The organism is Sphingobium sp. B1D7B (assembly GCF_025961965.1).
Lineage (GTDB): Bacteria > Pseudomonadota > Alphaproteobacteria > Sphingomonadales > Sphingomonadaceae > Sphingobium.
This window is the reverse complement of the sequence record NZ_JAOQOR010000001.1, coordinates 3,693,410-3,705,881: the sequence shown is the minus strand read 5'-3', so window position 1 is coordinate 3,705,881 and position 12,472 is coordinate 3,693,410. Positions and strand designations below refer to the sequence as shown.

Genomic DNA, 12,472 nt, shown 5'->3' with positions numbered 1-12,472 from the left:
TTCGAATAGCAGGGGTAGAGCGTGAGGTTGGTGCCTTCGACATGGCGGCCAATCTTGCGCAGATCGTCGGTTTCACCCGCGAGAAAGCGCTCCAGGCCGACTTCGCCCACCAAGCCGAAATTCTGCGCGAGCGAGGCCCGGCGAATGTCGAGGTCGAACACGAGGACCTGCTTGCCGGGCAGGCGGCTCAGCGTGGCGGCAAGATTGGCGGTCAGGAACGACTTGCCGGCACCGGGAGCCGGGGAGGTGACCCCGATGATCCGGTGCCCGCCCGCTACCATCCGCTTGACCACCTGCGAACGCAGCAGGCTGAACGGGCGGGAGGCAAGGTGCCGGTTGCTGAACGCCACGACATGCTGGGCTTCGAGAAGCTTCGGGTCGGGTGTGAACAGCGCCGTTTCATTGGGCGCGGGAATGCGGAAAGGCGCGCCCTGCAGGGCCGATGGCGCAAGCTGATCAGACAATGCTCAAACTCCTTGGATACAGTGCGCGCGGATCAGTCGTCGTCATCATCGTCATCGGGCTTCGTGCGGCCCTTGCGCCCGCCAAAGGGCCACAGGCGCTTCAAACCGCGCTGCTGCTGCTCGGCCCGCGACATGATCGTGGGAATGACCACCAGCGGCAACGCACCGGTCGCTTGCAGTACGGCGTCAGCGCCACGGATCGGCCGCGTGAGCATCTCGATCAGGAAGATCAGGCCAAAGCCGAGACCCAGGCCTGCGAAGGCGCCGAGCAGGATGATCTTCGGGCGATTGGGCGAATAGGGGTCGTCCGGCACCACCGGCGGGTCGATCACGGAAAGACGCTCGCCCTGCTGCTCGTCCTCGGCACGCTTGCCCGCCTTGGCGTTCATCAGCTGGTTGGACACCTTCTGATATTGCTCGTTGAGGCCCGTCATGCGCTGCTGCAGCTGCGCCAGTTCCTGCTGCACCACCGGCGCGCGGATCTGGGCGCTCAGAATGGAGGCGCTGCGGCCTTCTTCGGCGGCACGCGCCGATTCAAGGCGGGAAATCTCGCGATTATTGGCGGCGATCTGCGCGGAAATAGCGGACGTCGGGATGCGCGACTGATTGGATTTCGCCAGCTCCCGCGCCTCGGCGAGCCGCTGCTTGGCCAGAACCACGTCCGGATGCTGCTCGGTGTAACGCGCCCGGGCGGTGGCCACAGCGGCTTCCGCTTCGGCGATCACCGGATCGCGGTCGGCCGCGCTTTGCGTCAGTTCACGCTGCGCCTGCAACTGCGCATTGGCGGACTGGAGCGCGGCGATGCGGCTGTCGATGCCGATGGTGCCGCCGCCGGTCGTCGCCATGGTGCTGCTGGCCAGCGTGAGGCCGTTCTTCAGCTGGATGTCGGCGATCTGCTTGTCCAGCGCTGCGATCTGCGTCTGCAGATCGGCCTGCTGGTCGGTGAGGAACTGAATGGTGTTCACCGACTGCGCGGCCGAGGTGCTGGCGTCCAGCTGCAGCACCTGGTCGGTCAGCGCCTGGGCGACGGCCTGGGCCTTCACCGGGTCGGAATAGTTGAAGCTCATCGAGAAGGCGATGGTGCTGCGCCGCCCGCCATTGGCGGCCTGGATGTCCGCTGTGACAGGCTCGATGGCAATCGCTTCGCGCATCGTGGTGATGACTTCGGAGAGCGACTGGGTCCGCAATTCGGTCTGGTACAGCCCGTTCCTCTGGATGAGTTCCACCAGCTGCGGACGGCTGAGGACCTGCTGGCGAATGCGCGCCATGCGCTGGTCGACGACGCTCGTGCCGTCTGCGCTGCGGGGATCGCCCGCCACATCCTCGGGAAGAAGCGAGGCCTCGACCAGCAGAACCGCCTTGGACTGGTACTGCACCGGCAGAAGGAACGCCGTAGCGATGCCGGCCAGGAGCAGCAGAAGGGCGGGCACGATGACCAGCCATTTGCGCTGCATGAGGATCGTCGGGATATGCGGCAGGAACGATGCCCCGCCGGACTCCTCAGCCGTGTCGTAATTGGCGTGGACGTTGTTCATCAGTTCTGACCGAGCCTGTACCGCAATCCAACGAGTCCGTGGATGTTTGCGTTGCGTGAGACGAGCGAGCTATATGTGTCACTATAGGTTACCGAAATGACAGCAGACAGCCGAGGACGTAGCAAACGCTCGTAACCGACGCTCGCCCGCGCATAATCGCTGTCATTGCCGCCGGTTCCCACAAGGCTGCTCGACCGGGAATAAGAGGCGCTGGCGTTGAAGCTGCTACGCTGATCGATCTTGTAATTGTACAGCGCGCCGATGGCCGTGACTCGCGAGGAGCCGGCGATCGACGAGGGGGAAACCCCATGCGAGCCCGTGAGGCAGAAGCTCGTGCGATCCCCTTCACGGCAGAGATCTGCCGAGGCGTAGAAGGACGTATTGTTGATCGACACGGCGGGGAATTGCGTTTCGCTGAAGGTCAAGCCCGCCGCGAGTTTCAGGCTCAACCGGGGCGCCAGCCGCGTATTGAGCTGTGCGGTCGGCGTATATTGGGTGGTCTTGCCGAAGGCGGGATCTAGATAGTCGCTGCGAGCCGCATTGAAGCCGACACCCACCGAGGTGTTTGCACCGATTGCGCGCATATAGGTCAGGCCGCCGCCGTAGGTGTCATATTCCTTGGAGAGGCCCATATTGTCCGGGAACCGCACGCGCGTGCCGTTGGCTGACACGTTGAGCGTGTCGCGGGGCGAGAGGGTGAAGCCAAGGCCAAGCTGGCCGGAGAACACGTCGGACCGCTGGCGATAGTTCACGCTGCCGCTCGGATCGACGATGATCGGGGAGCCAGGATCGACCGGGCCGCCCACGATCGGATCGTAGACCGGATACAGGCCGTTGCGCACGTAGCTGCTGTAGGAGAGACCTGCAGTCAGCGAGGTTAGCGGACTGATCTGGCGGCTGATGTTGCCGGAAAGACCGTAGTCGGTGGTGCCGTCGTAGAGCCGCGAATATTCCGTATGCGTCACCGATCCGCGCAACTGGGTCGTGCCCGTCGGCGAATTGATCGTGACGGTGGGGGCGAAGCTGCCGGCCAGCGTGGCAGCCGCGCTATCGCCGCCCACCGTGCCGTAGGGATTGCTGGCGACACCGCCGGTGACGCCGAGATCCGCGCCAATGCGGGTGTCAGCCTGCGCGGCGCTGCCGAGCATGAGAGCTGCCATGGCTGCCGAGCCGATCAGCTTCGTCTTATTCATGGAACGATCACCGTGTCGCCGGTCTGGATCTGGGGAATGGCGCGGGCGGCCTCTTCGGAAAGATTGCCCTTCATCGCGCCGCCGAGCCGGAAGCGCAGCGCCGACAGCTCATTGCCGTTCTTGCGGATGATGGTGACGTTATCGAGATTGGCGAACTCGTCCGGTCCACCGGCCATGGCGATGGCCTCGACCAGGTTCACATAGCGACCCGGGGTGAACGAGCTGGGGCCGCGGACCCGGCCCACCACCGAGAAGGTGAAGCCCGAGGGCGTTTCGACCGAGACGGTCACCTGCGGGGGCTCGCCGCGATACTGGCTGGCCAGTCCGTTCGAGATCGCAGTCTGGACCTGCTCCGGCAGCATGCCCTGCGCGACGATGCGGCCGACCAGCGGGAAGGAGAAGCTGCCATCCGGCAGCACGCGGATCGAGCGCTGCAGACGCTCCTCGCCCCACACATAAACCTCGATCTGGTCGCCGGGGTTAATTGTATAGGGCCGGGCGACCTGATTGGATGCACCGCCTGCCGCAGCGGCGTTCTGCTGCGCCATCGCTGGCAGCGTTGCGACGGCGGCAAGAAGGCCCGCCATGGACCATGAAATTACGGGAAACCGCACGGTTGAGGATCCTTCTACTTGGCCGGGAATGCAGGCTTCATATACCAAAACCCTATGCCGTCACTACGTAAAAGCTGGGTTAATGATGTGGGGGCAATGGTTACTTTCGTTGCTTGCTGGGGTTAAGCCCTGTAACGCGACGCGGGTTGGGCGATATTCACGACAGGGCGATATGACCGGGTTTGGCAGGCTGACTTTCGCTCATGGCAGCGCTGCCCGTTTCGGCAGTAGAATGCCGAAGGCCTCGGGCCGAGGCCCATCATCGAACGCTTTGGCAGCTTTGCTGATCCTCGCGGCCTTGGGCGGCTGCAAGAGCCCGAGTGAGCAGGCCGCCGAGCGGGCGCAGGCGGCGGAAGCGATGCTGCAGGCGGGTGACCTCGCCGGCGCCCAGCGGGCGATTGGCGAGGCGATCCGTCTGCGGGAAGATGGACCCAATTTCCAGCAATTGGCGGGCATGATTGCCTTGCAGTCGGGCGATCCTGCGGGGGCCTATCGGGCGTTCCAGAGAGCGCTGGAGTTCGATGCCACGAACCGCCTGGCCCTCGCTTATGTGGCGAATCTCGGTGTTCAGCTGGGGCAGATTGCGGATGCCGAAGCGGCAGCGGACCGATTGTTGACACTGGAACCCGATGCCATGCCCGCGCTGCAGACGAAAGGCATGATCGCCCTGGCCCGCGAGCAGCTGGACGATGCGATGTCCTATGCGGACCGGATTCTGGCGCGCTCGTCGACGGACGAAGCCGGTGTTATCGTGAAGGCGCGAGTGCTGGCGCGGCGCGGGCAGGCGGAAGAGGCCATCGCCCTGATCGACAACGCGTTGCGTGTCTCCGGCGATTCCTCGGCGCTGCTGACCAATAAGGTCAATCTCTACCGCTATCTGGGCAAGCCCGAGCCGATGGCGGAGGCGCTGGGCCGGCTGGTCGCGACCGGCAATGCCGGGACGGCCATGAAGCTGGACCGCATCAACCTGCTCTACAAGATGGGCCGGCTGCCGCAGGCCCGCGAGGCCAGTCTGGCGCTGCTCCGCGAGGGTCTGCGAGAGCCGTCGGATTATGAGGTGCTCACCCGCATCTGGTGGGAGTTCGACCCCACGCCGCTGTCGCCCGAGGTCGCGCGCGGGCCGACGGATTGGCGCGACCCGCTCGCCGTCCTGACGGTTTCGCGCTATCTGCTCGCGCGCGGAAATCGCGAGACGGCCAGTCTGCTTTTGAATTCCGTGCCAGACGGGCGGGCCAAGGATTTGATCGCGCCGCTCAAGCTGCGGCTGCTCATGGAAACCGGCAAGGATCAAGGAGTCGAGGGCCAGGTCGAATCGCTGCTCAAGCAGGATCCCGAGAATGTCGACGCGCTGCTGTTGCGCGCGCACTATGCGGCGAAAAGGGGCGACGCACGCGCTGCGCTGGAAGCGGCGCAGCTGGCGCTGGCGAACGATCCGCGCAATCCCGACGCCTATCAGGCCGTGGCGCAGCTTTATCGGGCGCGCGGCGAGAACTGGCGTGCCCGCCAGATCTACGAAGAGGGATTGAAGCAGATTCCCCAGAATTTTCCTCTGGTGCAATCTTATATGCAATATCTTCATGACTCGGGGGATAGGGCGCGGAGTATGTCGGTCGCGCGCAATTTTGCCCGGGCTTTGCCGTCGTCGGAAAAGGCGTGGAGCCTGCTCGTGGCGCAATGCGCGGCCATACAAGATGGGACCTGCGCGAGCGTGGCTCAGAATGGATTGGACAATGCCCGGACAGCCTATCTCGTGGATGATCCCCCAGGCAAACCGGCCGATCGCGGCCTGTTTGGTCGCTTTTGACACCGTTTTGTAATTCGGCGAACCATGATCAGCTTTCAGCGTCCTGCGCGTAACAAATATGTCCGCTTCACGTCCAACGTGTTGCGCTCGGGCGGTATCATCAATGACAGCCTGTGCTTCCTGCTGTCCTATCTGATCACGGTCGCCTTTTACCGCAGTTTCCTGGGCTATTATCTGGACGCGCGCCTGCATTCGACCGTCGTGGTCGTCATGGCGATCAACTTTTTCCTGATCCGGATTTCCCGGGACGCCTATTCCGGCTTCCGGGGGCAGGGCGATGATCTTGGCGGCAGCACATTCCTCGACTTCCTCGTGGCTTTGACGCTGACCGGATTCATCCTCGTCCAGTTTGGCAAAGGCGGCGATCTGTCGCTCCGCTTCGCGCTCGTCTTCTCGCTGGTCTGCCTGATCTTTCTGGTGTTTTCGCGCCTGCTGTTCCGGCAACTCGTTCGCGTGGCGATGAAGCACAAGATTATCGGACAGCGCGTGGCGATCTATGGCGCGGACCGGGAGGTAACGAGCCGGCTGCTGGAACTGCTGGAAATCGAGCGGCTGCCCCATATCAACATCGTGGGTTTTGCAGACGACCGGCGCTCTCGGGTCGAGACGGGCATGATCGGGCGATTTCCGTATCTCGGCGGGTTCGACGAGATGCTGGGCCTCGCGCAGCAGGGGATGCTGGACCAGGTGATCGTGGCGCTGCCTCTGGTGCGACAGGAGCGCCTCAACCAGATCATCGAGCAGCTCAGTGCCGGCGCGATCGACATTTGCATCATGCCGCGCGAGTTCCTGGTGCTGCGCGACCGGTACAGCGTCAATTATATCGGCTCCCTGCCGGTGCTCAGCGTGTGGCAACTGCCGATGCGAGACTTCGACGGTGTTCTGAAGGAGATCCAGGATCGCCTTCTTGCGCTCATCGGCGTGATCGTGCTGGCGCCGCTGCTCATCCTCACCGCGCTCGCCATCCGGCTGGAGAGCAAGGGGCCGATCCTGTTCCGCCAGAAGCGCCTCGGCTTCAACAATCTGGAAATCGAGGTTCTCAAGTTCCGGTCGATGTATACCGATCGTCAGGATGTCAGTGGTGGCGAACGGACCCGCAAGGGCGACCCGCGGATCACCCGGGTGGGCCGCATCATTCGTCGCACCAGCATCGACGAACTGCCGCAGCTGTGGAATGTGCTCCGGGGTGAGATGTCTCTGGTCGGGCCTCGGCCCCACGCCTTGGCGATGCGCGTCGGCGATGCCTATTATCACGACGCGGTTCGGGGATATGCTGCGCGGCATCGCGTGAAGCCCGGGATCACGGGCCTGGCGCAGGTGAGGGGCTTGCGCGGGGAGATCGATACGATCGAGAGAGCCAAGAAACGTGTCGAATATGACATCTATTATATCGAGAACTGGTCGCCCTTGCTTGATCTGCGGATCATCCTCGAGACTGTCGTGCGCCTGATCTGGGACAAGCATGCCTACTGAGGCTGTCCGCCAGCGTGAAGGGTCGTGCGAGCGGGCTGCCATGGCCGGCGCGTTGATGAGCGCGCTCAACTGCATCGCGCGGAGGGGATGAAGCGATGCAGGCGTTGATCGCTCAGGGCGTTCTCATCCTCTGGCCGCTGGTGGCTCTGGTCCTTTACATGACCATGTCGGCCGGACGGGCGACGATCTGGACGTTGCTCGCAGGCTATCTGCTGCTGCCGCGCGGGGTTGCGTTCGACCTTCCGGGCATCCCGGCCTTCGACAAGTCCACCGTCCCAAGCCTCGCAGCGTTCGTGCTTGCGCTGGCCACCTCGCGGCGGGGTGAGTTCAAATGGCCGCGCAGCAAGGCGCTGAACCTGCTGATGCTGGGCTTCGTCCTCACGCCCTTTGCCACGGCTTTGACCAACCGCGATTTTTACATGATCGGGAGCATGGCCTTCCCGGCGCTTGGTTTCAGAGAAGGGCTGTCCATGTCGGTCGGCCATATGATCACGCTGGCGCCGTTCGTGCTCGGCGCCGGTCTGCTGGGCAATGAGCGCGGCCATCGGCAGATCCTGCTCGCGCTGGTGATCGGCGCGCTAGCCTATTCCATCCCAATCATGCTCGAAGTCAGGCTCAGCCCGTTTTTTCAGCAGTGGGTCTACGGTATTTCCGACGGCGAGTATTTCCTGCAACAGATGCGGTTCGGCGGCTTCCGTTCGATGGTGTTCCTCGGCCATGGGCTGCTGGTATCTACGCTGCTCGGTATGGCACTTCTGGCCGCGCTCGGCCTGATGAAGATGCGAATGAAGTTGTTCGGACTCCCGATGGCTCTCATCGCGGCTTATCTGGCGGGCATCCTGATCCTGAACAAATCCGTCGGCGCAGTTGTCCTGGTCGCGCTGCTGGCGCCGATGTTGTTGCTGCTCAAGCGGCGCATGTTCCTGATCGCAATCGCCGGCTTGGCCATGATGGTCGTCACATATCCTGCCCTGCGCGGCGCCAATCTGCTGCCGTTGCAGGGGATCGTGCAGGCCACTGCCTCGTTGAGCGCTGAGCGGGCGGAATCCTTCGATTTCCGGCTGAGGAATGAGGAATTGCTGCTCGACAGAGCGGAGCAACGGCCCTTGTTCGGCTGGGGAACATTTGGCCGGAATCGCGTGATTGTGGTCGCGAATTGGGGCGGCACACTCGATGTCGCGGTAACCGATGGCACATGGATCATCGTCATCGGTATGCTGGGCTGGGTCGGCTATGTGGTATTCTTCGGTTTGCTGTCCTATCCCTTCTGGCGCGCTTTCCGGTTGCGCCGCAGCGCGGTACCGACAGCCAGCCTCGCACTGGTGGCGGTCCACATGTATAATGTGCTCGACTTGATCCCAAATTCGTCCATCCAGCCGATTACATGGCTCGTCGCGGGAGCGATTGCCGGACTGCGCCTGGACACGAGGCTCCGGAGAGGCCAGCGCGATGCCCAGCCGGTGGATGGGCCGTCCCGTGACATCCACCCGCTATCAAAGGCGTTGGCGCGCGCCTAGCAGCATGGCGAGCCGCTGATCGCCGCAGATGGAAACCTGTTGGTAGCTTTGCTCTTGGCAAAACCGAAAGATCGGTCAACCGGCTTAGAACGGCGGGCTGCAGATAATCTACAGAGCAATAGAGCGGATCGGTAACGCGATGCGTTCAGTGGGGTGGTAAGCAGGAATTTAACCACACTTGGCAATCGAAGCTTTTTGGCTCTCTCCTAGGTTCGCTTCGGGACGCAATGAATCCCTACGGGGTTGGCAGGAAGTTGAAGCGTATGAACCGGGTGCGTAAAACGAAACTCAGGTTGATCGGTGCGATGGCACTGAGTTCGACAGTGATGATGGGCACGGCGGCAGTGGCTGCCAGCACGGCCAGCGCGTTTCTTCTCTATACGGCGTCAATCAAGCTGAAAGGCCTCAATCTGGTGAAATGGGCCGATGTTCTCTCGGTTCTGACCCTTGCGTCACTCCCGTCGACGTCATCGGGCACAAAGCCGTCGGGCTCTTCCACGACGACGATTTCTACACCGGGTTCTGCGACCACTGTGGGAAGCGGGTCGGCAGCGACCGGCGTGCCGGCCATGAAGCTCGGATTGAACTTGACTGCTCCCGCCACGTGGATTGGAAACAGGTCTTTCCTGAACCTCCTGAGCGGCTGGCGCCTCAGCAATGCACAGGGCGGATGGTCTGACATGCCCGAGGACCGTCTGGACGCCAACAAACGGCTTGTCGATCTGCGATCGGGTGAATCGGGTATTCGCCAAATGGCTCTGCCTACGCGCACCCTGCGGGGTGAGAGTGTCGATATCATCTGTCGGTGGCAAGGTACGGGAAGCGTCAGCGTCGGTGGTACGCCTGCAAAGAATGTCCGTGTATCCGGGAAAACCTTGACATTCACATTTGTCCCTCAGGGGGGGGCTTCACCCTGGCTTCGGATCGCAAGTACAAGCCCGTCGGATCCTGTTCGGAACGCAGACTGTCGTGAAGTTGACGCCGATCCGAATGCGACGTTCGACCCGACTTATCTTGCCGAGGTGAAGCGCTACGGCGTCTTGCGGTTCATGAAATGGTCTTACGGGGGCGTCGAGGGTAATCTTCCCGTGCGTTGGGAGGCCCGAACAAAGCTGGGCGACGAAATCGTGGCCGGTTCGGACGGCGTGGCGCTGGAATATATGATCCAGTTGGCCAATGAATTAAAGGCCGATCCGTGGTTCTGCGTTCCCTGGAATGCCGACGACGAGTATGTGCGCAAGTTCGCGGAGCTCGTGCGCACACGGCTGGACCCGTCTCTCAAAGCCTATGTTGAGGTATCTAACGAGGTTTGGAATTACGTTTATCCCGTGACGACGCAGGCTTTGAAAGAAGGTAAGGCGGCCGGTCTCTCCTCGAACGACCATATGGCAATGCTGTCTCGTTATTCGCAGAAGACTGGACAAGTGATGGACATCTGGTCCTCCGTTTTTGCCGGCCAGATGCAACGGATCGTTCGTGTTGCGGCAGTTCAGACGGGCGCCTGGAATGCGGACTTTGTTCTAAGTTTTGGCGACACTGCAAAGAAGGTGGATGCTGTTGCCATCGCGCCTTATTTTGCAGCGAACCTATCTGCGAATGCGCTTGATACCTCGGCAGGTGTCGATGCTGCCTTTGCCGGTCTGTCCAATGACGTGAACGACCGCATCGCCGAATCCAAGAAGGTCAAGGATGTCGCGACCAAATTCGGTTTGCGAACGATCACTTATGAGGCGGGCCAGCACGTGCTGGGATCGGCGCCGCTGGACAAAATGATCGCCCTGCAACGGGACGCGCGGATGACCAAGCTCTACACGACCTATCTCACCAAATGGCGTGACGAGGTCGGAGACCTCATGGTGATGTTCGCGGATTATGGAGGCGGCAGCCAATGGGGGAGCTGGGGCCAGCGGGATTATGTGGGTCAGCCTTTGAGTGAGGCGAATAAGGAAAGAGCCGTAGAGCTGTTCCGCCAGTCCTACATCACACGCTGATCAGGATAGATTGGATGGGACGGGTCGCGCTGAGCGCGGCCCGTTCTTTTGTCTGACGGATAACTTTATCGGTCAACTTGCGGAGTCGCGGCCTCAACGAGAACCCGCCCCTCTCTGCGTGGGTCATAACCGCCGTCCACCACGCCATTGCGGATGATGACGGCGTGAACACCGCTGTCTTCGCCTTGTCCGGGTCGCAGGTCGATGCCGCGGGCCTTCAGGCCTGCCAGCGTCTCCGGAGAGAACTTGCTCACTTCACCCTGAAAGGCAGAGCCGCGCGCGATGAGGTTGGGGAGGGCGAGGGCTTCCTGCATGGGGAGACCCCAATCCACTGCAGCGACCAGCGACTTGCCGACATAAGCGAGAATGGCGTTGCCGCCAGCTGAACCGGTGGCGCCTGCGAAGTGGCCCGCGCGATCAACCATCACCAGCGGGATCATCGAGGAGCGCGGGCGCTTGCCGGGTGCGACGGCGTTGGCTGCCGGCCTTCCGCCCGCATCCTGCGGCGTGAAGGAAAAATCGGTCAGCTGATTATTGAGAAAGAAGCCATCGACCATGCGGCCCGTGCCGAAGATGGATTCGACGGTGGTCGTGATCGAGACGACATTGCCGCGCGCATCGCCCACGATGAAATGAGAGGTGCCGCCGGGCTCATGGGTATCGTCGATGCCAGCGATCTGCGCGCCGGGCGGCACGCCGGCCGAGGGCGGCGGCCCCGCGGTAGCGCCGATCAGCTTTGCCCGGCTGTCGACATAGGCGCTATCGAGGAGCCCGGCGACGGGAACGGCAGTGAACGCCGGATCGCCGACATAACGGTCGCGATCGGCGTACATCAGCCGGCTCGCCTCGGCGAACAGGAACCATGCCTGCGGGTCCGCCGGTCCGCGCTTGTCGATGTCGGTCCGTTCCAACAGGGAGAGCAATTGCAGGAAGGCGACACCGCTTGACGGCGGCGGCGGTACGCACACGACGTAGACCCGGTACGGATTGCACACGGCTTCGCGCTTGAGCGGGCGGTAGGCCGCCAGATCAGCCAGCGTCATGCTGCTGCCCAGCGGCCCGGCGGCGACGCGCGTCACGATCCGTTGCGCGGTATCGCCGGCATAGAGCGCGGATGGCCCCTGCGCCGCGAGACGCTGCAGAAAATCGGCATAAGCGGGATTGGCGAGCTGATCGCCGGCCTTCTTGATCGATCCGTCCGGGGCAGAAAAATAACGCCGCGCGTCGGCGACCTGCATCTGGGGAAAATTCCCTTCCAGGAACTTGGCCAGGCGCGGCGTGATAGTGAAGCCGGTGCGTGCCGTCCGCTCCGCGTCGCCGAAGAGAGATTTCCAGGGCAGGCTGCCATGCTCGTCATGAGCCAGGGCCAGCATCCGCACCGCACCCGGCACGCCGGTGGCCCGGCCGCTCACCAGCGCGTCGCGAAAGGGGATGGGCTTGCCGTCGGCGCCGAGGAACATGTCCGGCGCGGCACCGGCGGGTGCGGTTTCCCGACCGTCATAGACGACCACCTTGCCCGTGCCGCCATCGAAGAAGGTCATGAATGCGCCGCCGCCCATGCCCGAGCTCTGGGGTTCGACAAGCGAGAGCATCGCCTGCACGGCAATGGCCGCATCGACTGCGCTGCCGCCCTGGCGCAGGATCTTCATGCCGGCTTCCGCTGCCAGCGGGTTGGAGGCCACGACGAAATTCTGGGCTACCGGCGATGCAGAACGCGGCGCTGTGCTCCAGCGCGGCGGCGTGGTTGTCGCGCAGGCTGCCAGGGCCAGCGCGGAAAGGAAGCCGATGGCGACACGGAAATGGAACATATGGCAAGCCCGCTTGGTTGTGATCGACGACGCTGCGCTGCAGTCGCGGCACAGTGGGGCGCGCACGATCCCG

At 62.8% G+C, this 12,472-nt stretch carries 8 protein-coding genes and 1 pseudogene; 4 read left to right on the top strand and 5 right to left on the bottom strand.

The window, feature by feature from the left end; genetic code table 11:
- From M2336_RS17370 to M2336_RS17355, 4 genes and pseudogenes are all read right to left on the bottom strand, one after another.
- A pseudogene (locus tag M2336_RS17370) lies at positions 1-464 on the bottom strand (chromosome partitioning protein); the annotation flags it as partial.
- A gap of 32 nt (positions 465-496) precedes the next feature.
- Complete coding sequence (locus M2336_RS17365) at positions 497-1,999, bottom strand: GumC family protein (protein ID WP_264571106.1); 1,503 nt, start codon at positions 1,997-1,999, stop codon at positions 497-499.
- Entirely contained in the window at positions 1,999-3,192 is a 1,194-nt protein-coding gene (locus M2336_RS17360; protein ID WP_264573431.1) for a hypothetical protein, read from the bottom strand. Before M2336_RS17360 ends, M2336_RS17365 begins: the two co-directional genes overlap by 1 nt.
- The gene (locus M2336_RS17355; RefSeq protein ID WP_264571104.1) at positions 3,189-3,806 is read right to left on the bottom strand and encodes a polysaccharide biosynthesis/export family protein; all 618 of its coding nucleotides are present in this window, start codon (positions 3,804-3,806) and stop codon (positions 3,189-3,191) included. The genes M2336_RS17360 and M2336_RS17355 overlap by 4 nt, the downstream gene beginning before the upstream one ends.
- Before the next feature lie 271 nt (positions 3,807-4,077).
- Here M2336_RS17355 and M2336_RS17350 point away from each other — a divergent pair, with 271 nt between their 5' ends.
- From M2336_RS17350 to M2336_RS17335, 4 genes are all read left to right on the top strand, one after another.
- The gene (locus M2336_RS17350; RefSeq protein WP_264573430.1) at positions 4,078-5,610 is read left to right on the top strand and encodes a tetratricopeptide repeat protein; all 1,533 of its coding nucleotides are present in this window, start codon (positions 4,078-4,080) and stop codon (positions 5,608-5,610) included.
- A gap of 24 nt (positions 5,611-5,634) precedes the next feature.
- Positions 5,635-7,083 carry an undecaprenyl-phosphate glucose phosphotransferase gene (locus M2336_RS17345; RefSeq protein ID WP_181560414.1) on the top strand — a complete coding sequence of 483 codons (1,449 nt, stop codon included), beginning with the start codon at positions 5,635-5,637 and terminating at the stop codon, positions 7,081-7,083.
- A gap of 95 nt (positions 7,084-7,178) precedes the next feature.
- Entirely contained in the window at positions 7,179-8,600 is a 1,422-nt protein-coding gene (locus M2336_RS17340) for a hypothetical protein (protein ID WP_264593231.1), read from the top strand.
- Between the two features lie 263 nt (positions 8,601-8,863).
- A complete protein-coding gene (locus M2336_RS17335; protein WP_264573428.1) occupies positions 8,864-10,591 on the top strand; it encodes a hypothetical protein in 1,728 nt (575 codons plus the stop codon).
- A 65-nt stretch (positions 10,592-10,656) separates the two neighbouring features.
- On the opposite strand, the gene ggt is transcribed toward M2336_RS17335, so the two are convergent.
- Positions 10,657-12,399, bottom strand: coding sequence for a gamma-glutamyltransferase (gene ggt / locus M2336_RS17330; protein WP_264593230.1), 1,743 nt, complete (start codon positions 12,397-12,399; stop codon positions 10,657-10,659).
- Positions 12,400-12,472: the final 73 nt, after the last annotated feature.